This is a genomic window from Selenomonas timonae, assembly GCF_014250475.1.
Lineage (GTDB): Bacteria > Bacillota > Negativicutes > Selenomonadales > Selenomonadaceae > Centipeda > Centipeda timonae.
Window position 1 is genome coordinate 1898783 of record NZ_CP060204.1, and the last position, 24326, is coordinate 1923108.

Sequence of the window (24326 nt, forward strand, 5' to 3'; positions counted from 1 at the left end):
GAGGAGAAGCCCGAATGTTGATTGAGGTGAGAGGGCTAAAAATCGCATACGAAGGCACGGAAATGGTGCACGGTGTGGACTTCACCCTCAAGGACGGGGAAGTGCTGACCATTGTCGGCGAAAGCGGCAGCGGAAAGACCACCGTCATTCGGGCGATGCTCGGCTGCCTGCCGCATGTCGGCAGAGTAACGGCGGGCGAGATCCTCTATGACGGGAAGGATATGACAAAGTGCAGCTCTGAGGAGTGGCGTCACGTGAGCGGCAAGACCGCTGCGATGATCTTCCAGGACAGCGGCAGCATGATGGATCCGATTCGTACCATCGGCGAGCAGTTCGTCGAGTACATTCAGACCCATGATACGATGGGGGCGAAGGAGGCGGCGGCGCAGGCACAGGATATGCTTGCACGCATGCATCTGTCCAATCCCGCAAATGTAATGAAGAGCTTTCCGTTTGAACTCTCGGGCGGCATGCGTCAGCGTGTCGGGGTCGCAATGGCGATGTTCTTCAAACCGGCACTCCTGCTTGCTGACGAACCAACGTCCGCGTTGGACGTGACCACGCAAGCACAGGTCGTCAATGAGATGATGGATATCTGCCAGAAGGATGGCACATCCATTGTCCTTGTGACGCACAACCTCGGTGTCGCGGCCTATATGTCGGATCAGATCATGGTCATGCAGAACGGCAATGTCATTGAGCATGGCACTGCTGAAGAAGTTATTGAACATGCACAGAAGGACTACACGAAGGAGCTTCTGCGTGCCGTACCACAGATTGGAGGGGAGCGTTATGACACAGTCGGAGCGTGAGATTATCCTGCGCATCGAGCATATCACTAAACGCTTCCCCCTTGAGGGCGGCAAAGTTCTTACGGCATGTGACGATGTGACATTTCCCGTATATCGTGGGGAAATCCTAGGCATTGTTGGTGAAAGCGGCTGTGGAAAAAGTACACTTGTACGCACGCTGATGCAGCTTCATGCACCATCCGAGGGTCAAATCTTCTTCAGAGACAAGGAGATTACGGGGCTGAAGGGCGAGGGTGCCCGCAATATGCGGCGCAATATCCAGATGGTCTTTCAGGATCCTACAACATCCTTCAATCCGAAAATGAAGATTAAGGACATCATCTGTGAACCGTTGCGGAACTTCGGACTCCTCAAAGGGAGCGCACATGACAAGGCAGCTGAGCTACTGCGTCTTGTCGATCTGCCCGAGGACTTTGCCGAACGCTATCCCGCAAATATGAGCGGGGGACAGCGTCAGCGTGTAGGAATTGCGCGTGCACTGGCATTGGAGCCGGAGATTCTGGTCTGTGACGAGGCGACAAGTGCTCTTGACGTTTCCGTTCAGGAAACAATTGTAGAGCTTCTGGTACGTATTCAGCAGGAACGAAATCTGACAATCCTGTTCATCTGTCATGACCTTGCACTCGTGTCGCGTTTATGCACGCGTGTTGTCGTCATGTACTTTGGAAAGGTTGTGGAGCAGCTGGATGGACAGGAGCTTGCTCACGCAAAGCATCCCTACACCCAAAAGCTCCTCTCGTCCGTATTTACACTCCTGCCGAAAGGGAAAGCTCCACGCATTGTCGTTCCGGAACTCGAAATCCCTGCATAGCAGGCAACTAATATGACAGATAGATAAATTATATGATAGAAGAGCAGCGATCTCATACGCTGCTCTTTTACTATGCCTTAGATAAATATTGAATTATAGCCGGAAAGCTTTTCAATTTATATCTTGCTGTCAATCTGAAATAATGATATTATTAGCTTGCGAGTTTTATTGTATATGCCTCCGATATTACATCTTCTTAGGGAGGATCCGGGTTTATGTTTAATTTCAAACAGAAGGATGACGAATTCTTCGACTTATTCCTTGAGAGTGCAAAATTCTTCCATGCAGGCGCATTGGTGCTGGATGATGTTATGAAGGATTACACTACAGCAAGCAAGAAAGTGGAAGAAATCAATCGCATTGAGCATGAAGCAGATGCCATTAATGACCGCATCATCGATAAGCTGAATCTCACGTTTATTACCCCGATTGATCGTGAAGACATATACGCGTTGGCAAACGATCTGGACGATGGTGTCGACCTCCTGCAAGGGATTTTGCAGCGCTATGATATGTACCGAATGGGGAAGCCCATGCCGGGTGCAATCAACCTAACGAAGCTCCTTCTCTCTTCTACAGAAGAGGTCGTTCGTGCAGTGTCCTATCTCGAAAATATTCGAAAAAACCAAGTCCAAATACTGGATGCGTCCCACAAAATCGAACGCTATGAAAGCGAGGGGGATCTCATCTATCGGAGTGAGGTTGCCTACCTTTTTGAAAATGAAAAAGACCCCATCGAACTGATTCGATGGAAAGATGTCTTGGAGCAGTTGGAGGATACGCTGGATCATTGTGAACTCATTGCGGATATGCTGCGGGGAGTGGTAATGAAATATGCCTGATTTCCAGCTCTTGATTTTTTTGGTTATACTCTTAGCGCTCATATTTGATTTCATCAACGGCTTTCACGATACTGCAAATGCGATTGCTACTTCCGTTTCTACCCGCGCCATCCATCCGCAGCATGCAATCATCATGGCTGCCGTACTCAACTTCTTCGGTGCTATGTATAGTACGGGGGTTGCAAAGACCATTGGTTCCGATATTGTCAAATCGGCTTCCCATGTAGATGAACACGTTTTGATTGCAGCGCTCTTCGGCTCTATTATCTGGAATATTATTACATGGAGATTTGGCATACCGTCCAGCAGTTCCCATGCCCTGATTGGCGGCCTGATCGGAGCGGTCATGATGTCTGCCTCCGGTGCTGATGGATTGAACTTTTATGGGATTGGCAAAATCATCCTGTCTCTGATTCTTTCCCCACTTGTCGGAATGGCATTGGGATGCGTCATTATGTTGCTGTTATTCCGCTTTTTTGGTCGTTTTCGACCTACGGCGATTAACGGTAAATTTAAGAAAATGCAAATTTTAACAGCAGCAACCATGGCGTTTTCACACGGCTCCAACGATGCGCAGAAATCAATGGGTATTATTACATTGGCGCTCCTTGCTGGCGGATATATTGATGTCTTTGAAGTTCCGACCTATGTCAAGGTACTCGCAGCCACTGCTATGGCCTGTGGAACGGCGGTAGGCGGCTGGCGTATCATCAAGACAATTGGCGGAAAAATATTTAAGCTCCAGCCGATTTCTGGATTTGCGGCAGACCTCAATTCTTCCATCATCATATTCGGTGCAACCCTTTTGCATCTCCCGGTCAGCACCACACATGTTGTTTCCGGCTCGATCATGGGGGTTGGTGCGGCAAAGCGCATCAACGCTGTCCGTTGGGGCGTAGCGCAGCAAATGGTTGTCGCTTGGGTGATGACGATTCCCTGCACTGCGGTTATGGGAGCAATTACATATCATTTTGTTCTGTTATTCATATAATATGAATTTGAAAAATCCTGCTCTGCCAATGAGCAGGATTTTTATATAAAGAGAAAGAAAAGGGGATTCATCATGGAAAAAAGATTGATTCAAATGGCTGAAAAAGCACAGGGGGACTATTCCAGTCCGATCGTTGCAGTAAAGCTCAATGGTGAAGTGCGTGATATTCAAACGCCATTCTCCGAAAGCGATACCATAAGTTTTATTGAACTTAATTCATCACTGGGATGGAAGATTTATCGGCGCTCTGTACTTTTTCTATTAATTGCTGCAGTAAGCAAAATAGAAAAAAATGCCGAGGTTATTGCAAAGTTTACGGTAAACAAAGGTCTCTATTGTGAGATCAAGCTTCCCGGCAGGGAGATTGATCCTGCGTTTATTGCAAAAGTGGATCGCACCATGCGCGCAATGATCTCAGAGAATATTCCCATTATCAAGCATAGTATTCAACGAACAGAAGCGATTGAACGCTTTCAAAAACTAGGCCAATCAGGTAAAGTAAATCTGCTCTCCGAACTCTCCCAGGATATCATCAGCATATATACCTGCGAGGAATATACTGATTATCTATATGGCCCTATGCTTTATGAAACAAAGTATCTGGATCGTTTCGAGCTGGACCATGAGCCCTTTGGTGTCCTGATCCGAACACCGGATGAGAGAACGCATGGGCAGATCAGAAAGCGTGTCAGTCAGCCTAAGTTTGGCTCAATCCTTGCAGAATCTAAAGCATGGGCTGATATTTTGGACTGTCGCTTTATCTCTGATCTGAATCGCATCAATAGGGAGCAAGCCATTGGTGAGCTGATCCGAATCTCGGAAGGGCTGCAGGAAAAACGAATTGCCCAGATTGCAGATCATATTGCTTCCAATCGTGAAGATGTTCGTCTGATCCTGATTGCGGGTCCCTCCTCATCCGGAAAGACTTCCTTTGCGCAGCGACTTCGCATTCAGCTGCGTGTCAACGGTCTTCGTCCAGTGATGATCTCTCTGGATGATTATTTCCTCAACCGCGAGGATACACCGCTCAACGAAAAGGGACTGTATGACTATGAGTCCCTTGATGCCCTTGATACGAAGCTGTTTAATCAGGATATGCTTGCGCTTCTGGCAGGGCAGGAAGTACAGATTCCACGGTATAATTTTATTACTGGCATGCGCGAATGGAAGGAAGATGCATTCCTCTCCATTCACAGCGATCAGCCTATCATTATCGAAGGAATTCACGGACTCAATGAATATCTAACAAAGGATATCCCGCGCAAGAACAAGTATAAGATCTATATCAGCGCATTGACCCAGCTGAACATCGATGCACACAATCGAATTCCGACGACAGAGGTGCGTTTTCTGCGGCGTCTTGTACGCGACTATCAATTCCGCGGTGCAAAAGCACTCAAGAGTATTCGTCAATGGCCTGATGTCAGAGATGGAGAAGAGAAGTACATCTTTCCATTTCAGGAGGATGCAGATGTCTTGTTCAATTCTGCACTGATTTATGAAATCGGCGTCTTGAAGAAATATGCTGTACCGCTTTTGGAAGAGATTGAGCGTGGGGAAGAGGGGTATACCGAAGCACGGCTGATCCTTCGTTTTCTGCAATACGTCAATGAAATCTCCGCCATTGACGATATCCCAAACAACTCCATCCTCAGAGAATTTATCGGTAAATCGGTATTCTTTTCATAACATCTCTATAGATATCAAAAAAGCTAGGGCTTCTTTGATGAAACCCTAGCTTTTTTAGTGCAATCTTCTGCGTATTACTCTTTGACGTAGGCCGTGATCGGCTTGTAGTGCTTCTGGAAGAACTCCTCTGCAACCTGCGGGAAGAGCGCGTAGGAGAGGACATCCTCATCCGACGGATTGATATAGCCCTTGTTCTTGAGCTCCTCCTTGAACTCCGCAAACGTCGTTGCCTTTGCATCCTCGATGGAGCAGTCCTCAATGATGTCCTCGGGCGCAATGTGGAGGGTATCCGTCAAGAACTTGCGGTCAACCTCGACCGGCGTTCTGCCAAACTTGCCACGTGCGAGATCCTTGAACTCGTTCGGAACCATCTTGTAGCGCTCGCCGCTCATGACATTGAAGGTTGCCATCGTGCCGACGATCTGAGAGGACGGCGTAACGAGCGGGGGATAACCGACATCTTTGCGCACGCGCGGCATTTCGTCGAGCAGATCCTGATACTTGTCCTCCATACCGGCTTCCTTGAGCTGGTTCGCGAGATTGGAAAGCATTCCGCCTGGAATCTGGAAGTCCAGAACATTCGGGTTGACATCGAAATAACCCTTGAGGTTGAAGGTCTTGATGAGATCCTGCTTGACCCCGAGGAAGTACTTGGAAATCGGTGTCATCGCCTGACGGTCGAGCCCTGTATCGCGCTCCTCTCCTTCGAGCATAGCAACCATGGTCTCCGTGCACGGCTGCGAGGTGTCGCTGGAGAAGGGAGCGAGAGCTGTGTCGATGATGTCGACGCCAGCTTCGATCGCTTTCAGATAGGTTGCATGACCGAATCCAGAGGTGCAGTGCGTATGAAGATCAATGGGAATCTTTACCGCAGCCTTGAGCTTCTTAACAAGATCCTCTGCCACGTACGGCTTCAAAAGGCCTGACATATCCTTGATACAGACGGAATGACAGCCCATTTTCTCGAGTTCAACAGCCAGCTCGACAAAGCTCTCATTCGTGTGAACAGGGCTGATTGTATAGACCAGACAGCCTTGAACATGCGGCTTCTCAGGGCACTTGAGTGCCGCGTCAATCGCAACTTTGAGGTTGCGAATGTCATTGAGAGCATCAAAAATACGGAATACACCAATGCCATGCTCCGACGCCTTCTGGACGAACTTTTCCACGACATCATTGGAGTAATGATTATAACCAAGCAGGTTCTGACCACGGAGAAGCATTTGGATCGGAGTTTTGAGATTCTTCTTCAAAATATCCAAGCGCTCCCACGGATCTTCATCAAGGAAGCGCAGGCAGCTATCAAACGTAGCACCGCCCCATGCTTCAAGAGAATTGTAGCCAATGGCATCAAGTGCCGCAAGCTGCGGAAGCATATCCGAAATTCTCATGCGGGTTGCCAGCAGTGACTGGTGACCATCACGGAGGACAGTCTCAGTGATTTTGACCGGATTCTTTGCCATAAAAGAACACTCTCCTTGATTAAATAGTATAATCAAAAATTATATAACCCAATATCTAAATTATAGAATCAAATTGCGTTATTGTCAATGACAAGTTATAAAATTCACATATTTTTAGATGTCGCTTTCCGCTAAATTTTACCCCTCCCTCCAACTATCCATAATTACCATTATGGATAGTTGGAGGGAGGGAACGGGAAAAATTACATATCCGGACGTACCCCTGTTTTTCCTGCGAACTTGTGATAGTTCCCGCCGTTGTGTCTGCGCTTCAATTCTTCGAGCAGATCCTCCGGTGTCATGTTGTGATATGCGAGCAGTACCAGACAGTGATACCAGAGATCACCCATCTCATACAGTACATCCTCGCGGATATTGTTTTTGGATGCAATGATGGTCTCTGCCGTCTCTTCGCCGAGCTTTTTCAAAATCTTGTCCTGTCCCTTATCGAAGAGATAGTTCGTATAGGAGCCTTCGACCGGATGCAGTCTGCGGCTCTGAATCACTTGGTAGAGATCAGACAGGATCTCTGTCAGGGACATTTCATCCTCCGGCACAATCGGAACGATGCTGTTTTCGTCTGTACGATAGAGTTTGCGTCCGCTGAAGCACGAATACGTCCCCGTATGGCAGGACACACCTGTCTGCTTTACACGCAGCAAAATCGTATCGCCGTCGCAGTCATACGCGATCTCCTGCACACGCTGAACATTTCCTGATGTCTCGCCCTTTTTCCACAGTTTATTGCGGCTGCGGCTGTAGTAATACGCAAAGCCTGTTTCAATCGTTTTCTCAAGAGACTCGCGATTCATATATGCGAGCATGAGAACCTGATTATTTTCTTCTTGGACGACCACTGGTACAAGCCCACGCTCGTCAAATTTAATCACAGAGATGTCAATATCCATTAGAATCGTACCTCCAAACCGCGTGATTTTAGATATGTCTTTACTTCTTTTATGGATAACTTTCCATAGTGAAAGAGTGAGGCTGCCAGTACGGCATCCGCTTTTCCCTCGGAGAGTACATCATAAAAATGCTCCAATTTACCCGCGCCGCCCGAAGCAATTACGGGTACATTCACACTCTCAGAGACCGCTCGCGTCAGTGCAATGTCATAGCCATTCTTTGTTCCGTCGGCATCCATACTGGTCAGCAGGATCTCTCCTGCACCAAGCGCGACAACATCCTTCGCCCACGCAATACAGTCTATCCCTGTAGGCATCCTGCCGCCGTTGATATAGACTTCCCACGAGTCTGCGCCCCTACGACGCGCATCAATCGCAACAACAATGCATTGACTGCCGAAGCGCAATGCTCCCTCGCGAATGATTTCCGGATGCTTCACCGCCGCTGTATTGACCGAAATCTTATCCGCCCCTGCATTTAGCATACGATGCATATCTTCTGCACTGCGAATTCCGCCTCCAACAGTAAGCGGGATAAAGACTTTCGAGGCACAGTCGGACACAACCTCAACCATTGTGTTTCGCTCTTCGTTCGAGGCGGTAATATCCAGAAATACAAGCTCATCCGCGCGCTCCTTATCGTAGCGTTCGGCAAGTTCCGTCGGGCTGCCCGCATCTCTCAGCCCGACAAAGTTTGTGCCCTTGACAACGCGCCCGTCTTTGACATCAAGGCAAGGGATAATTCGTTTCGCAAAGGTTTTCTTCAAGATGAAACCAATCCTTTCGAAATGCAGTCAACGTGCAGCTGCAATCGCCTCAGACAGCACAAGCGTACCTTCATAGATGGATTTACCGGCAATAACCCCGACAATCCCTTTCGATTCGTACTTCTTCAGTGCATGGATATCATCCAGCGATCGAACGCCGCCCGATGCGATGATGTCGATGCCTGATTCGGCTGCCAGTTTGGACGTTGCCTCAATGTTTACGCCCGAGAGCGTACCATCCCTTGAAATATCGGTATATATAATGGTCTTCAGCCCGAAGGATGCAAGTTTTTTTGCAAGCGCAGCGGCTGTAATCCCACCCGATACGCCCCATCCATCAATGGCGACAATACCGTCCTTGGCATCAATTCCGACAGCGATACGATCACCATATCGATGACATGCCTCTTTGACAAGATCACGATTCTGCACGGCAGCAGAGCCAAGAATAACGCGATGTACACCCAATTCCAAGGTCTTCTCAATCGTTTCAAGGCTGCGAATCCCGCCGCCGACCTCGATCGGAATCTGCACGGCACTGAGAATTTTCTTGATCACATCTGTATTGCGCGGTTTGCCTGCAAGCGCACCGTCCAGATCGACAACATGAAGGAACTCCGCCCCCTCCCGTTCCCAGCGAAGGGCAGTTTCCTCAGGTCGGTCACTGTATACGGTTTCTTGGGCAAAATCTCCTCGGAGCAGGCGGACACATTTTCCATCACACAGATCAATCGCGGGAAAAATAATCATGTGCTTCCCTCCTGATGAATAAAATTATGAATGATCTTCAGTCCAATATCCCCCGATTTTTCGGGATGGAATTGCGTCGCCATGATATTTCCGGCGGATATGGATGCCGTAATCTCCTCGCCATAGAAGCAGGTTGAGGAAATAATCGCTCGATCCTTCGGCAGCGCGTGATAGCTGTGGACAAAGTACGCGTAGGAATCCTGCGGAATTCCCGCAAACAAGCCTTTTTCCCTATGGTTTTCGGCGATATTCAAAGCATTCCAGCCCATATGGGGGATTTTTTCATGCGGGGCAGCAATTCTGGATACTCTCCCTTGCAGCAGTCCCAGCCCCTCTACGCCCGAGGATTCCTCGCTGCCTTCAAACAGTATTTGAAGTCCTACACAGATTCCAAGGAGTGGGATCCCGCGTGCACCCCCCTCCCGAATGGCAGGAATCAATCCCGACGCATTCAACTGCTCCATGCAGTCACCAAAAGCGCCCACACCCGGCAGAACGATTTTGTCCGCAGAGAGAATATCCGAAGGCGTACTGCTGACACGGACGTCTGCCCCTAAAGCAGAAAAGGCTTTCTCTACGCTGAACAGATTCCCCGCCCCATAATTTATAATTGTAATCATAGGATCACCTTACAAAACGCCTTTAGTAGACGGAATCGCATCACCCAGTCGCTCATCTTTCCCCACGGCAGTCCGCAGTGCGTGTGCAACGGCCTTAAAGACCGCCTCTACCTTGTGATGTGAATTCGTCCCATATAGGATCTTCACATGAAGTGTGATTCCCGCGTGAAACGCGAATGCGCGAAGGAACTCCTCCGTCAGCTCCGTATCATATCCGCCGATCATGGGCGCCATGGGTGCATCTCCAGGATCGTAGACGAGGAATGGACGTCCGCTGATATCCAGAGCCGCCAGCACAAGAGTCTCGTCCATCGGGAGGTAAAACGATCCATAGCGGGATATGCCGCGCTTGTCTCCAATGGCCTCGTGGAATGCCTGCCCCATCGTAATTCCGATGTCCTCGATCGAATGATGCCCGTCGACTTCGATGTCCCCATCGCATTTGACATTCAGATCGAATTGCCCATGTGAAGCAAACAGCGTGAGCATATGGTCAAAAAAACCGAGGCCCGTATCGATCTCAGATACTCCGCTACCATCCAGATCAATGGAGACTGCGACGTCCGTTTCCGCTGTCGTGCGATGTATCTCTGCAAACCGTCTGCTCATGAATGTCCCTCCACAAAGGCTTTGATGATGCGATGTACCTCGTCATTTTGATCCGCTCGTCCGATGGAGATGCGCAGCATATTTTCCAGCCCCGGGGCTTTTCCAAAGCTGCGCACGCCGATCCCATATCTGATGAGGTCTTCATTGAGCGCCTCTGCCTGTGCGTAATGAATCAGGAGAAAATTCGCATGGGACGGATAGACGGTCAAGCCTGTAAGAGCTTGATACTGTTCCTGCATACGTTCACGCTCGGCACAGATCATCTGAATCTGCGGCTCAAACTCCGTCCGCATCTGGAACACGGTATCTGCAACGACCAGCGACGGCACATTCATATGATATGGCATGTATGTCTTCGCAAGCATATCAATCACATCCTCGTGTGCCAACATGTAGCCAACACGGCAGGAGGCAAGTGCGTACGCTTTTGAAAAAGTGCGCGCAACCATCATATGAGGATATTTTTTTAAAAGTGCTATGACGCTGTGCTCACAGAATTCCGCATACGCCTCATCGACAAGGAGTGCACAGGATATATGCGATGCAATATATTCGACTTCCTCCACTGTCAATATCTGCCCCGTTGGATTATTCGGATTGCAGATAACGGCAAGAGATGCCTGGCTTTGATTGACCTGCTGAACAAAGGCCTCCACATCAAGCTGGTAATCAGGTCGCAAAGGAACAGGTACACCTGTGGCATCGGCAGCGGCAGCATAGATCGCATACATGGAAAAGGACGGGCTGGGATATACGATCCTATGCTCCTGATTGCCGCCGAACGCATGGAATACCTTCTCTATGATTTCACTGGAACCGTTTCCGATGATGACGTTTTCCCGTCGATATCCATACGCTTCTCCAATCTGCTCACAGAGCAAATCATATTCTTCGTTTGGATAGCGCGGAAATGCAATGCGTGACAGCCGTGTCATAACGCGGTCTTCAACCAGCGGCGGCAACCCTATATTAGATTCGTTTGCGTTTACTTTGATGTTCCAATCCTGTTCGCGTGTGTCGTACAGGGGCATATCTGCCAATCCGTCACGGTAGTTCAGCATCAGCATCCCCTCCTCATCTGAATTGCACGCGCATGTGCATCAAGCCCTTCTGTTTCGGCAAGATAGATGATGTCCTCACTCACATCATTCAGAGCCTCCTGCGTGTAGGATATGATACTTGTACGCTTCATAAAGGTCTCCACATTCAGCACAGAGTAGAAACGCGCCGTCCCGCCTGTCGGCAGCACATGATTCGGTCCTGCGAAGTAATCGCCAAGCGGTTCGGGAGAATACGGCCCGAGAAAAATCGCACCGGCACAGCGAATCTTTGGAAGGATATGGAACGAATCTCCAACAAGCAGCTCGATATGCTCCGGTCCCGACACATTGGCAAGATGTATCGCCTGATCCATATTTTCTGTGACGATGATGCGCCCGTGTCCCTCGAGCGAAGCGCGCGCTATATCCTTGCGCGGCAGCGTTTCCAGCTGCTTCCGAACCTCTGCCAGAGACTCTTGTGCCAACTCCATATCAGTGGTGATGAGAATGCTCGATGCGAGAGGATCGTGTTCTGCCTGACTGAGCAGATCGGCTGCAACATATTCAGCGGAGGCACTTTCATCTGCCAAAATGAGGATCTCACTCGGTCCTGCCAGCATATCGATATCTACATGGCCGTACACCTCTTTTTTGGCAAGTGTCACAAAGATATTTCCGGGACCCGTAATTTTGTCCACGCGCGGAACGCTCTCCGTGCCATACGCCATTGCCGCGATTGCCTGCGCGCCGCCGATCTTGAAGATCTTCTTTACGCCGAGCAGACGCGCTGCGACAAGAACGTACGGATTTATGACGCCATCCTTTGTCGGAACGGACATGATAATTTCCTCGACGCCCGCGACAACGGCAGGTATTGCATTCATGAGAACGGACGACGGGTATGCCGCCGTACCGCCCGGGACGTAGATGCCAATGCGTGCGAGAGGCAGGACTGCCTGTCCCAGAATCGAACCGTGTGCGCGATAGGTCATCCATGAGCGCGGCTTCTGCTCTTCGTGATAGGCAAAGATATTGTCTGCCGCCTTTTTAAGCGAGGCAACGATCTTCGGGTCGGCAGCACGCTCTGCAGACAGAAACTCTTCCTCCGATACCATAAGATTACCATGGGTTAGTTCCACGCGATCCAATAATTCGGTATAGCGAAAAAGCGCCCGATCTCCCTCATGGCGAACTTCCTGAACAATGCGATGAACGAGTTCTGTGGCAGAAAGATCTTCTCCAAATATCTCCTGATTCTTCTTGCGGATGCCGTCACTGAGCGTGAGTTCATCAAAGGCTTTCTTCTTAAGCAGAAGTTCTGCCGCCTCCATTCCGACATCTGCAACAGAAACGATATTCATCGGCCTTCCCCACTTTCCAAAATGCGTTTCAAATCATTTACGATCCCGTATATGCGCTCAAATTTCAGCTTGAAGCTGACTCGATTGACGATGAGACGTGCGCTTACATCCATGATATGCACAATCTCCTCCAAGTCATTTTCGACAAGCGTCGTCCCTGTTTCCACGATATCGACAATGCTCTCCGACAAACCAACGATAGGTCCCAATTCGATGGAGCCATTGAGCTTGATATACTCCATCTGCATCCCCTGCTGCGCAAAGAATTTCTCCGCAATATGCGGATATTTCGTTGCAACGCGCGTATGTGCATAGTCCGTGAGACAACTGCGTTTTTCCTTGCGCGGCACAGCCATCATCAGACGGCATTTCCCAAATCCAAGATCCAGCAGTTCATAGACATCCTGCCCCGCTTCCAACAGCACATCCTTGCCGATGATGCCAATATCTGCAGCACCGTATTCCACATAAGTCGGTACATCCGAAGTCTTAGCGATGATGAACCGCACTTTGATCGCATCATTTGATATGATGAGTTTACGAGATTTTTCACTCATATGCTCCGCAGTAATCCCGACCTTCTCAAACAGATCCGTGGATAGCGAAAACAGTTTTCCCTTGGGCAATGCAATCGTTAAATAATCATCAATACGTTGTTCCATATAATCCCCTTGTATCCTTTAGTTAATTAAAGAGTTAATACAGATGTATACTACCACGTTGTATGTAATAGGTCAATGCTTCCTTAAAGAGGATTTTTGGCACTCATCTCGAATAGACGATATAAACCTAAAAACTCATCCTCATGAAAAGGAGTATCAGATGACACTTCAAATACTATCATTGGTGAGATTGAGCGAGCAACAGATAGAACTTCTGTATCAGAGCTATCCCGACTGCAATGTCAGATGTATCCGCCCAACGGAACTCGGAGACGACATTCCCGATGTCAACATCCTGCTGGGCTATGATGCACAGATGGATTTGGAGAGATTTCTCCCACGTATGCCGCATCTGCAATGGATTCATACCTACAGTGCCGGAGTCGAGAAGCTGCTCTCAGACAAATCGTTCTCTCAATCCGAGATCTTGCTGACAAATTCGCGCGGCATTCACGGCATACCGATGGCGGAACACGTTCTCGGAACAATGCTTGCCTCCAGCCGCTGTCTCATCGAAGCGTGGGAAAATCAAAAGGCACACGCATGGAAGCGCTTGAGTGCTGCCGATGAACTGTTTGGAAAAACGGCTGCAATCATCGGTCTGGGAAGCATCGGGCGGGAGATTGCAAAACATCTCAAAAACATGGGCATGCGTATCGTGGCTGTGAAGCAGAAGGAATCCACGGAGCCGTTTGTCGATCAACTGTTCAGCATTGACCATCTGCCCGATGCACTGTCCTGTGCGGACTACGTTATCGTCACGTTGCCACTGACACCTCAGACGAAAAAACTGTTCAACCTCCGTACGTTCAACATGATGAAAGAAAATGCCTTTTTCATCAATGTGTCCCGAGGCGATGTCGTAGAGGAAGCTGATTTAATCAAGGTACTCACAGAAAAACGCATTCGCGGCGCAGCTCTCGATGTCTTTACGACGGAACCTCTGCCGGAGGATTCCCCGCTATGGGACGTGCCGAATCTCTTCATTACGCCGCATTACTCGGCAATATCTCCCATGTACTTAGACCGATCGCTCAAGATATTCCGCAACAATCTGCAAATCTTTCCGCAGCGCATCGGCATGCTGAACGTCGTCGACAAACTGCGTGGCTATTGACCCTCTAGTTGCGCGCATCTGCCGCCTTTAACAGGGACAGCACCAGAGAATCCTCTGGTGCTGCTTTTTTTTGATGGTGCTGAATGATTTCGGCTACATGAGCAGCGCCAATCGCGCGCAATTTGTCAGCGCCTATATATGGATGGCTGATATGGACATGAAGAGCCCTCCCTATTCTTCCCAAAACACTGGCCGTGTCTTTTTTTCGGACAAAATACGGAATCAGAGACGGAATGAAGCGATAGAAAAGGACAGCTAGCACCTTGCCCCAGATATCCGCATCCCCTTTGACACGTCCTATATCATGGAGGAGCGAACAGCGAATCAGGAGGATGTATTCGTCCGAATCGTCACGAGACTGCTTTGCATAAAGCTCCTTTGCCGTGAGTGCAACGCGAAAAGCGTGCAGCTGATCCGCCTCATGCATCGCATAGAACAGCCTCTGTTCGGGAGTGCTCAGATAAGTGCGGATAAAAGTGTGCCCCTCCGCATTCAGTCGTCCGAATACGGCCTGTATAAACTGCCGTATGCGCTGTCTCATTGGAAATACTCAAGGGCGGCATATCCGCGCGCTTCTCTGGAAGATTCTGCCTCCTCATAGGACTGCCCCTTCAGCCCCAATTCGACGATCTTTCCTGTCTGACGCAGCTCCATTGCCCGCCTGATTGCCTCGCCGATGGATTGCTCGGCATATCCGATATAAACATCGCGCGATACAGACGGAATCTGAATACCCTGACGGTCGAGTGTCAACAGGATTCTCTCCATGCCGAGCGCAAATCCCGTTGCCGACATCGGATGTCCATATTCTGTCAGGAGGCGGTCATAACGGCCTCCGCCGCACAGGGGGAAGCCAAGTCCCGGTGAATAGCCCTCGAAGACCATCCCCGTATAATAGTTGAAATCGCGGATAATACCGAGATCGAAACGCACATAGTCTGCCACGCCATAGGATTTGAGCAGCGCATATATTTCTGCCAAATTATCAATGGCACGTCGGCTTTGCTCATTGCGTGGGAAATCATAGAGACGGCGCAAAAGTTCTTCCCGCCCATTGAGCAGGGGAAGTTCCTTCAGCATTCCCCTGTCCTGCTCTGAGAGCGGCAAGGCGTCAATCAAACTGTCCATGAGAACAAAATTGTGACGCTCAATCGCAGACTTGATTTCCCGCTGGCACTGTTCGTCAATCTCAAAGTACGACAGGAGACCATCGAGAAAATCCACCTGCCCCATGTGTATTTGAAAATCCTTGATGCCGCATGCAAGAACAGAGGCAATCGCAAGTGAAACAATCTCCGCATCTGCTGCAGGGCGTTCGCTCCCCATGAGTTCGACACCCGCCTGATGAAATTCACACTGGCGCCCCATCTGCGTCTGCTCCACACGAAACACATTGCCGATATAGGATAATTTCAAGGGGACGGGTGCGTCTTTCAGCCGACTGCTGACGAGTCGCGCAATTGGTGTCGTCATTTCATTGCGGAGGGCGAGGATCTTGTTCTGATTGCCCAGGAGCATGAAGAGAGAGTTTTCCTCCTGCACGCGCGGTGCCAATGTCTCCAGATGCTCAATCGTCGGCGTGACCACCTCATCATATCCCCAAGAGCGGAACAGAGAGGACAGCATGTTCTCCATATGCCGCATCTCCGCCGCATCTCTCGGCAGGAGATCCCGCGTTCCATAGGGCGTTTCCAGGATGAGCTTTTCGGGATTCATCATGCTTTCTCCTTATCATCGAGAGGCGTGGAAATACCTTTGAGCACAAGCGTATATCCATCTGCTCCATAGTTCAGGCAGCGCTTCACGCGGCTGATCGTTGCCGTACTGGCACCCGTCTGTGCGACAATATCATCATAGGTGAAGCCCTCGTGAAGCATACGAGCGACATCCAGACGCTGCGCCATGGCACGAAGCTCCCCGATGGTGCAGACATCCTCAAAGAATTGATAGCATTCTTCCATCGTTTCCAGTGAAAGAACAGCACGACAAAGTTGATCGGTCAGATCATCTCTCAATTTTTGATTTACCATAACAGATCCCTCTCATGAACACTTCGGTTCATATCGTTGATTCGTTCACAGTATAACACAGAATAGGACGAGCGAAAAGGCGCATCCGTACAGCAGGTTAGGAAGAGAAGTGCAATATGATATCAGATATCGATTCACCTATTGATGCATTCTCTTGAGGTACTGATATGCGAACACATTTTTCGACTGCTCCGTTATCATCCACCTGCTCTGTCACAATGTCCGTAATCTCCTCTACCGTTCCCTCAAAATGCAGACCATTGATTTCATATCGTACAATTTGACCTAAGTAGACACGTCGTGCCTCTTCTTCTGATAGCCTTGCTTCAATCCAACAATGGTCTGTGATATTGAGCGCTAGAATATCATCGCCTGCGGCAAGTATATCCCCTGCCTTTACAGAGACTTTTGAGATGATCCCCGTGCGTTGTGCATAAAGCTCTGTGATACCTGTATTGCGCGCTTTCTCCAATGCAAGCTCCGCTTTTTTCAGCTGCTCCTCTGCCACCTGCACAGCCTTCGGATCCGCTCTCCTGACCGCTTGTACACTGCCGAGTGCAGCCTTCTCCTGTTCATATGCAGCAGCAGCCTCATTTCGCTTCGCTGCACTGACTGCCCCCATTTCATAAAGTTCATTCATTCGCTCCATCCGTCGCCGTGCGGCCTCCAACTCCTCCTGCGCGTCGGGAGATTGATTGGACAATGTATCGATAAAGCCGGATTGAATTTGTGCAAGATTCATGCGCGCAAGGTCTGCGTTTTTCTGTAAACGCAGAAGCTCTTCATCTGATACGATGTTCTGTATGCTGAGAAGCGCCTCTCCCTGCTGCACAGAGTCTCCCTCCGTGATATGCACGTCCTGCACAAGGAGCGGATGCGGTGCCTGTATGGATTGCTGCTCAAATACAAGGCGGGCATTGGAGATAGTGGATTCGCCTGTCCGCCCTGTTCCACGGAGCAGAAGGAAGGAGATGAACAGTATGAATATAAGAAAGACGACAAAGAATAGGAGTGCTCTCTTCTTTAGAAAATTTGTGATGTCAATTTCCATGGCTGCTGATCCTATGAAAAAAGGCTGTCAACGCTGTGACAGCCTAATAAACACCTTCGATTAGGCAGAAATCTGCCGACGGATGACCGCAACAGCCGCTTCAAACGCCTGCGGCAGCTGCGCAGGAATCTTGCCGCCTGCCTGTGCCATATCAGGACGTCCGCCGCCACCGCCGCCAACCGCTTTCGCCGCTTCCTTGATGATATTGCCCGCATGAGCACCCATCTGTACGGCAGCTTTGTCGGCCTTGACGACAAGGTTGACCTTATCCTCGATGATTGCTCCGAGCACGACGATGCCCGCTTCAAGCTTCTCGCATGTCAGATCTGCAATCTTGCGTAGTTCATCCATCGAGTCAACATTGGCTTTGCCAACCACTACATGGAAATCGCCAATGTTCTGGACACCCATGAGGAGCTTCTGCGCATCTGCCTGATCGCGGAAGGTGGCAAAGTTACGCAGCTGTTCCTGCATGGACTTTCTCTCATCCATGAACTTATCCACCTGAGAAACAAGATCCTCCGACCTCGTTTTCAGCTTACGCGAGAGTTCCTGAACCATACGGGACATTTCTGCTGCATATGCAAATGCTGCCCGTCCCGTGATTGCCTCAATACGTCGCACACCTGCTGCAACGCCGGACTCACTGACGATCTTGAACAGACCGATCTGTCCCGTGTTGCTCACATGGGAGCCACCGCACAGCTCGATGCTGAAATCCGGAACGCTTACGACACGTACCACATCCCCATACTTCTCGCCGAAGAGTGCCATAGCGCCCAGTTCCTTTGCCTCATCAATCGGCATCATGGAAATGTGGAGATCGTTCGAGCGCAGAATCTCCTCGTTGACAAGTTCCTCGACATCGCGCAGCTGCTGCTCCATCACAGGCTCGAAATTCGTGAAGTCAAAGCGAAGGCGTTCGGGTGTAACGAGCGACCCCGCCTGCTGTACGTGCTCACCCACAACGCGGCGCAGTGCTGCCTGCAGCAGATGCGTTGCAGTGTGATTCCGCGCAGACGAAAGTTTTTTCTTCGCATCAAGGCAGATGTCTACAGCGTCGCCGCGCTGGATCTGTCCTTCCTCGACGTATGCCACATGATAGATTGTCCCATCGGGCAGACGCTTCGTATTGCTGACGGATAGATAGCCGAGCTCGCTGCGCAGAATGCCCTCGTCCCCGACCTGTCCGCCGCCTTCGGGATGGAACGGCGTCGTACTGAGAATGACCCCTGCGCTCTCACCATCGTGCAGGGCATCCACAAGCCCGCCATCGCGCCAAATCGCAACGACTGTGGCTTTCACCGCATCTGCATCCTCGGTCAGGCTTCCGGTATCTACGCCTGACAAATCCGGAACGGAGACCGCCTGATTTTCCGCACGCGCACTTCTTGCGCGGGTACGCTGTTTCTCCATCTCCTGATGGAAGCCCTCGCCATCGAGCGTGATTCCATTCTCGTGCAGGATCTCCTCGGTGAGTTCCCGCGGGAAACCGTAGGTATCATAGAGCTTGAAGCCAACCTCACCGTGCAGAACGGTCTCGTGGGCGTCCTTCAGGCGTGCTACCTCTTCATTCAGTAGTTCAATGCCCTGTGCCAGCGTCGAGGCAAAACGATCCTCCTCGACACGAATCACGCGCTTGATATAATCCTGTTTTGCGAGAATCTCGCTGAAGTCCTTCGCGTTACGGAAGATCTCGACAACGGCATCGACCGCACCGTCAAGAAACGGCTTCGTAATGCCAAGCATGCGCCCATGACGAATTGCGCGGCGCAGCGTACGGCGGAGGACATAACCACGACCTTCGTTCGAAGGCAGAATGCCATCCATGATCATAATGGAAACCGAGCGAGCATGATCCGCAATCACCTTATGGGAAATATCCTTTTTCGGATCTGTGCCATAGGGTACATCTGCAATTTTAGACGTATATTCAATGATTGGATAGAGAAGATCCGTCTCAAAATTCGTCCTCTTGTTCTGCACAACAGAGGCAAGACGCTCCAGACCGCAGCCCGTATCAATATTCTTGTGCGCGAGAAGGTTATACTCGCCTTCCTCCGTGCGGTCATACTGCGTAAAGACGAGATTCCAAATTTCGAGGAAGCGGTCGCAGTCACAGCCAATACCGCATGTCGGCTCACCGCATCCCCTCTCCTCACCGAGATCAATGTAGATCTCAGAGTCGGGGCCGCAGGGACCGGGACCAATCTCCCAAAAGTTGTCCTCCAACGCGACAATATGGTCGGGATTTACATCCGTCTCTTTCAGCCAGATTTCACGCGCCTCATCATCCTCCGGATAGATGGAGACCCACAGCTTGTCCTTGGGAAGCTCGACAACCTCGGTCAGGAACTCCCAAGCCCAAGGAATTGCCTCCTGCTTGAAATAATCTCCGAAGGAAAAATTTCCAAGCATCTCGAAGAAGGTCTGATGTCGTGCGGTACGGCCGACATTCTCGATATCGCCTGTACGAACACAGCGCTGACAGGTGACAATGCGATTGCGGGGGGGCTTCATCTTGCCCGTGAAAAACGGCTTCAGAGGTGCCATACCGGCGCCGATCAGGAGCAATGTGGGATCATTGTCCGGGACAAGAGAATAACTGGACAACCGAAGATGGTCTTTTTTCTCTGCGAAAAACTGAAGATATGCTTCTCGCAGCTCATTTCCAGTCATATATTTCAACGTAATCGCCCTCCTAAAGCTATGTTCTTAAAGAACTGAGTGTGCGTAAGTATAGCACAAAATTTAGCAAAAAGACAAGAATCCCCAGTCCCGTGAAACGGTATACATACACTAAATTCCCATATCACATGACGCTTTTCAAGAGTTCCTGTGCCTGCTCCGAGGTCATCAGAATCTCACGGGGCTTGTTTCCTCCGGCGCTCGGGCCGATGATACGCAGCTCTTCCATTGTGTCGACCAATCGAGCCGCTCTAGAATATCCGACACTTAGCCTTCTCTGAATGCTCGAGGTGGATGCCTGTCCTGTGGACATGACCAGATCGACGGCATCGGGAAGCAGTTTATCCTGCTTTACGAGAAGTTCATCGTCCTCGGATCTGTCCTCTTCCTCCGCCTCGCTCTCCATGAAGTCAATGAGCTCCTCGTTTTCACAGATTTCCTGCCCTTGTGCACGAATGTAATCCAAGAGCATCTCGACTTCCTCATCGCTGATGAACGCCCCCTGCACACGAATCGGCTTGGAGACGCCTTGCGGCGAGAACAGCATATCCCCTTTGCCGAGCAAGGTCTCTGCTCCGCCGCGATCCAATATGGTGCGGGAATCCACCTGTGACGAAACAGCAAAGGAAATACGGGACGGCAGATTCGCCTTAATGATGCCCGTGATGACGTTGACGGACGGGCGTTGCGTCGCGAGAATCATGTGTATGCCGGCAGCGCGTGCCTTTTGGAGGATACGGCAGATGGCATCCTCCACATCTTTGGGCGAAACCATCATCAAATCAGCCAATTCGTCGATGACAATAACGATAAAGGGCATTGTCTCTTCCGCATAGCGCCGATTGAAGGATTTAATATCCCGAACGCCGTGCGTTGCAAAGATCGAATAGCGCTTCTCCATCTCCTGCACCGCCCAGTTCAGCACAGAGGAGGCTTTCTTCGGATCGGTCACAACAGGCACCATGAGATGCGGTATTCCGTTGTAATTCGAGAGCTCTACCATCTTCGGGTCGATCAGTATGAACTTCACCTCATCGGGTGTTGCCTTGAACAGGATGCTCGAGATCAACGTGTTGATGCACACGGATTTACCTGAGCCCGTTGCACCTGCAACCAGGAGATGCGGCATCTTCCCAATATCTGCAAATATTGCCTGCCCGCTGATATCCATGCCCAGACCAACTGTGAGTTTGGATGATGCCTCTTGAAACTGAGGATTTTCCAAAACTTCACGGAGCTGAACGCCCTCAAGCGTGCGGTTGGGTATCTCGATGCCAATCGCGGCTTTTCCGGGAACGGGTTCAATACGAACAGAGGATGTTGCCAGCTGTAGCGCGATATCCTCCGCGAGATTCGTGACCTTGCTCACCTTGACGCCGGGTGCCGGCTCAAGATCATAACGCGTCACTGCAGGTCCGTGGCATGCGCTGATGACCTTCGCGTTCACGTGAAAGCTTTCGAGTGTCTGCTGCAAAATACGCGCATTCTCTTCAATTTCCTGCGCCAACGATGCGTTCTCTTTCTTGATATGCTTCGAAAGGATGTGCGTAACCTTTGGAATTTCATAGGGATGCTGACCGCCCTCCTCTGCCTCTGGAGGAAGATGGGTTGGAGGAACTGAGACAGATGGCAGAGCCTCAGCCTGATCTTCATGGTCGTTTTCAGATGATGCATCCGGAGAGATTATATCCTGCTCAAACGAAGATTCCTGTTCTTCCGTTGGAATCATCATTTGAGGTTCTATCTCGTCCTGCATAAACTCCTGTTCATCAGTGACTGTAATATCTGCAACAGGAGGAACGTCCCCCTGCGAGATAATAATTTCATCATGTGGTGCTTCTTCGACAGTCCCATAGTCAATCGGAAACGGCGCGGAAGAGGTTTCTTCGGTTGTATCTGATGGCAGCGTTTCATTCGGCATGGTAATCTCCGTAACCTGCACCGACGCTGTTTCAGGTTCTTCCTCGACAGAATTTGCAATGGGCGGCTCGCTAACAGGCGGATCTGCCACCTGTTCCTGCACAGGTGCAGACTCCTCCAAAAACATCGGATCTTTTTCCTGATTATATGGGACAGCAGACAGTGTATCACTGACGATTGCTGCCGTTTTTGTCTCGATTTTTTCTGCTGCGGCACTTACTTTTTCACGCGTTGTATGAAGGACAGCACCCGCCGCATTTGCCCCTTTCTTTGCCTGCTCCCTCGTTTTCATATAACCGGAGGCAAGTGACCATGTTGTAGACAGGAGAACTGATCCGACAATGATGGTGCTCAGCAAAATAATGGCACCATCCACACCGAAGCAGGAGCGCAGGAACAGAAGGAATGCTCCGCCGATCAATCCCCCGCCGTCTGCAAGGTTCTGCGGAAGTATTTCCTCATCCACAGGGATGACAAAGTGATGCCATACGGCAAGCAGAGAAATAAACAAGCCGATGACACCAAAGAATTTTTTTGTATAGAGCAAACCGCGATGATGGATAATATACTGCAGACTGATCAGGGCGATAAGCAGAATGGCAAAGGGAGCGCCCCAGCCAAAAAAATAGCGAAAGAAATCTGCAAAAAAGAAGCCGACAAAGCCGACATTCAGCCCGAGAATACCGATCCCTGAAAGAAGTGCAAAAGCAAGAAGGATAAGTCCTATGAGTTCATACTTCCGTCCTGATCCGTTTGGCGCCGTGTTCCTTCGCTTGGCAGGAACCGACCGCGACGTTCGTCGGCCAGAACTTTTCTTTCCCAAAAAGAATCCCTCCATATCACATTATGCCCCCGCCCTCAGAGAGCGGAGGCATAGCAAAAATCATTTGTCCATATGTCAGTATACTATTTTGTCAGCCGATCTGCAACTCTTTGCGCCTCGTACAGGATGCGTTCCTCGTCAAGCGTCTTGAGCACACCGTTCTCCATGAGAATCTTGCCGTCGACCATGACCGTATCGACAGATGAGGATTTCGCAGAATACGCAAGAAGTGACACGGGGTTATAACAGGGTGTCCACGCTGCCCCATGCATGGAAAAGAGTACGATGTCTGCCTTATCCCCCGCCTGCAGGCGACCGACATCATGGAGCGAAAGAGCCTGCGCCCCGTACTCCGTCCCCATCTTCACCGCAGTCAGTGCGGGAACGGCAAGCGGATCCAGGGTGTGTACCTTGTGCATAAGCGCGGCGAGCTGAACTTCATCCAGCATATCCAGATTGTTGTTGCTCGACGCACCGTCCGTACCGAGCGCAACGCAAATGCCCTCTTCCAACAGGCGCGGCACCGGAGCGGTACCGCTCGCCAGCTTCATATTGCTTCCGGGGTTATGGGCGACACGAATATGATACTTCTTGATGATATCAATATCCTCATCATCCAAGTGGACGCAGTGCGCGGCAAGCGTCCCGTTTTCAAACAATCCCGTGGAGGCGACGTGTGCAAAGGGGCGTTTTCCATACTGGTTGATACAGTTCTCCACCTCTCCCACGGTCTCCGACATATGGATGTGGACTTCGGCACCAAGCGCCTGCGCTTTCTCCGCGACCCTCTTTAGATAGTCAGGAGGACAGGTATAGAGTGCATGAGGGCCGAACATCACGGTGATGCGACCATCAGCCGCACCATGAAAATTCTCATAGAGGGCGGCGTTCTCCTCCAGCTTCTTGTCACTGTCCGGCGCAACGCCGATGAGACCGCGCGAGAGCACGCCGCGCATCCCCGACTGCTCGACCACCTCGGCAACGCGCTCCATATCAGGTCCGTACATATCGGCAAAGCACGTCGTTCCGCTGTGGATCATCTCGACGGCGGCAAGCATTGCACCCCAGTAGATATCATCGGAGCGGAGTTTTGCCTCGACCGGCCAGATCATTTGCTCCAGCCAGTCCATGAGCTTCATATCGTCTGCATAGCTGCGCAGGAGGGTCATCGATGCATGTGTATGCGCATTCACAAAGCCGGGGATTGCAAAATGCGCCGTACCATCAATGACCTTGTCTGCGTGAAAGTCATGCGGTACATCTCCAACAGCCGTGATACGATCATCCGTAATGGCGATATTGGCAGTCGCAGTCGTCCCATCAGGCAGAAGCGCAGTGACGTTCTTAATCAGCGTATTCAATGCACACTCTC

22 protein-coding genes are annotated in these 24326 nt (G+C 50.4%); 6 read left to right on the forward strand and 16 right to left on the reverse strand.

From position 1 onward, the window contains the following. The first annotated feature begins 14 nt into the window (after positions 1 to 14). From H1B31_RS09135 to H1B31_RS09155, 5 genes are all read left to right on the forward strand, one after another. On the forward strand, positions 15 to 812 hold the full coding sequence (locus H1B31_RS09135) for an ABC transporter ATP-binding protein (RefSeq protein ID WP_009656769.1): 798 nt from the start codon (positions 15 to 17) through the stop codon (positions 810 to 812). Continuing rightward, positions 793 to 1623 (forward strand): ABC transporter ATP-binding protein, encoded by an 831-nt coding sequence (locus H1B31_RS09140; protein WP_185980084.1) that lies wholly within the window; start codon positions 793 to 795, stop codon positions 1621 to 1623. The genes H1B31_RS09135 and H1B31_RS09140 overlap by 20 nt, the downstream gene beginning before the upstream one ends. A gap of 215 nt (positions 1624 to 1838) precedes the next feature. After that, on the forward strand, positions 1839 to 2465 hold the full coding sequence (locus H1B31_RS09145) for a DUF47 domain-containing protein (RefSeq protein ID WP_009656764.1): 627 nt from the start codon (positions 1839 to 1841) through the stop codon (positions 2463 to 2465). Further along, positions 2458 to 3456, forward strand: a complete 999-nt coding sequence (locus tag H1B31_RS09150) for an inorganic phosphate transporter (protein ID WP_009440157.1) — start codon at positions 2458 to 2460, stop codon at positions 3454 to 3456. The genes H1B31_RS09145 and H1B31_RS09150 overlap by 8 nt, the downstream gene beginning before the upstream one ends. 72 nt (positions 3457 to 3528) lie before the next feature. Further along, entirely contained in the window at positions 3529 to 5145 is a 1617-nt protein-coding gene (locus H1B31_RS09155; protein ID WP_185980085.1) for a nucleoside kinase, read from the forward strand. 74 nt (positions 5146 to 5219) lie between these two features. On the opposite strand, the gene H1B31_RS09160 is transcribed toward H1B31_RS09155, so the two are convergent. From H1B31_RS09160 to hisG, 9 genes are all read right to left on the reverse strand, one after another. Further along, complete coding sequence (locus H1B31_RS09160; RefSeq protein ID WP_185980086.1) at positions 5220 to 6608, reverse strand: pyruvate carboxylase subunit B; 1389 nt, start codon at positions 6606 to 6608, stop codon at positions 5220 to 5222. Between the two features lie 203 nt (positions 6609 to 6811). Next, positions 6812 to 7516 carry a bifunctional phosphoribosyl-AMP cyclohydrolase/phosphoribosyl-ATP diphosphatase HisIE gene (hisIE, locus tag H1B31_RS09165; protein ID WP_185980087.1) on the reverse strand — a complete coding sequence of 235 codons (705 nt, stop codon included), beginning with the start codon at positions 7514 to 7516 and terminating at the stop codon, positions 6812 to 6814. Beyond that, on the reverse strand, positions 7516 to 8283 hold the full coding sequence (gene hisF, locus H1B31_RS09170) for an imidazole glycerol phosphate synthase subunit HisF (protein ID WP_185980088.1): 768 nt from the start codon (positions 8281 to 8283) through the stop codon (positions 7516 to 7518). Before hisF ends, hisIE begins: the two co-directional genes overlap by 1 nt. 27 nt (positions 8284 to 8310) lie before the next feature. After that, complete coding sequence (hisA, locus tag H1B31_RS09175) at positions 8311 to 9033, reverse strand: 1-(5-phosphoribosyl)-5-[(5-phosphoribosylamino)methylideneamino]imidazole-4-carboxamide isomerase (RefSeq protein WP_185980089.1); 723 nt, start codon at positions 9031 to 9033, stop codon at positions 8311 to 8313. Further along, positions 9030 to 9653, reverse strand: coding sequence for an imidazole glycerol phosphate synthase subunit HisH (gene hisH / locus H1B31_RS09180; protein WP_185980090.1), 624 nt, complete (start codon positions 9651 to 9653; stop codon positions 9030 to 9032). The genes hisA and hisH overlap by 4 nt, the downstream gene beginning before the upstream one ends. 9 nt (positions 9654 to 9662) lie before the next feature. Next, positions 9663 to 10262 (reverse strand): imidazoleglycerol-phosphate dehydratase HisB, encoded by a 600-nt coding sequence (gene hisB, locus H1B31_RS09185; protein WP_185980091.1) that lies wholly within the window; start codon positions 10260 to 10262, stop codon positions 9663 to 9665. Beyond that, positions 10259 to 11323: a histidinol-phosphate transaminase gene (gene hisC / locus H1B31_RS09190; protein ID WP_185980092.1), complete on the reverse strand. Its 1065-nt coding sequence runs from the start codon at positions 11321 to 11323 to the stop codon at positions 10259 to 10261. Before hisC ends, hisB begins: the two co-directional genes overlap by 4 nt. Beyond that, entirely contained in the window at positions 11323 to 12663 is a 1341-nt protein-coding gene (gene hisD, locus H1B31_RS09195) for a histidinol dehydrogenase (RefSeq protein WP_185980093.1), read from the reverse strand. The genes hisC and hisD overlap by 1 nt, the downstream gene beginning before the upstream one ends. After that, the gene (gene hisG, locus H1B31_RS09200) at positions 12660 to 13325 is read right to left on the reverse strand and encodes an ATP phosphoribosyltransferase (RefSeq protein ID WP_185980094.1); all 666 of its coding nucleotides are present in this window, start codon (positions 13323 to 13325) and stop codon (positions 12660 to 12662) included. Before hisG ends, hisD begins: the two co-directional genes overlap by 4 nt. 160 nt (positions 13326 to 13485) lie before the next feature. Here hisG and H1B31_RS09205 point away from each other — a divergent pair, with 160 nt between their 5' ends. Continuing rightward, positions 13486 to 14442, forward strand: a complete 957-nt coding sequence (locus tag H1B31_RS09205; RefSeq protein ID WP_185980095.1) for a D-2-hydroxyacid dehydrogenase — start codon at positions 13486 to 13488, stop codon at positions 14440 to 14442. Between the two features lie 4 nt (positions 14443 to 14446). Here the strand turns inward: H1B31_RS09205 and H1B31_RS09210 are convergent, their stop codons facing one another. The 7 genes from H1B31_RS09210 to H1B31_RS09240 all read right to left on the reverse strand — a co-directional run bounded on the left by H1B31_RS09210 (position 14447) and on the right by H1B31_RS09240 (position 24315). Continuing rightward, positions 14447 to 14983 (reverse strand): HD domain-containing protein, encoded by a 537-nt coding sequence (locus H1B31_RS09210; protein WP_185980096.1) that lies wholly within the window; start codon positions 14981 to 14983, stop codon positions 14447 to 14449. Continuing rightward, positions 14980 to 16161, reverse strand: a complete 1182-nt coding sequence (gene hisZ, locus H1B31_RS09215; protein ID WP_185980097.1) for an ATP phosphoribosyltransferase regulatory subunit — start codon at positions 16159 to 16161, stop codon at positions 14980 to 14982. The genes H1B31_RS09210 and hisZ overlap by 4 nt, the downstream gene beginning before the upstream one ends. Then, positions 16158 to 16472, reverse strand: coding sequence for a YerC/YecD family TrpR-related protein (locus tag H1B31_RS09220; RefSeq protein ID WP_185980098.1), 315 nt, complete (start codon positions 16470 to 16472; stop codon positions 16158 to 16160). The genes hisZ and H1B31_RS09220 overlap by 4 nt, the downstream gene beginning before the upstream one ends. 97 nt (positions 16473 to 16569) lie before the next feature. Further along, complete coding sequence (locus H1B31_RS09225; protein WP_185980099.1) at positions 16570 to 17523, reverse strand: HlyD family secretion protein; 954 nt, start codon at positions 17521 to 17523, stop codon at positions 16570 to 16572. 60 nt (positions 17524 to 17583) lie between these two features. Beyond that, positions 17584 to 20202, reverse strand: a complete 2619-nt coding sequence (gene alaS / locus H1B31_RS09230; RefSeq protein WP_185981275.1) for an alanine--tRNA ligase — start codon at positions 20200 to 20202, stop codon at positions 17584 to 17586. Between the two features lie 133 nt (positions 20203 to 20335). Then, positions 20336 to 22969, reverse strand: coding sequence for an FtsK/SpoIIIE family DNA translocase (locus H1B31_RS09235; protein ID WP_185980100.1), 2634 nt, complete (start codon positions 22967 to 22969; stop codon positions 20336 to 20338). Between the two features lie 68 nt (positions 22970 to 23037). Continuing rightward, a complete protein-coding gene (locus H1B31_RS09240; protein ID WP_185980101.1) occupies positions 23038 to 24315 on the reverse strand; it encodes an amidohydrolase in 1278 nt (425 codons plus the stop codon). Between the last annotated feature and the right edge of the window lie 11 nt (positions 24316 to 24326).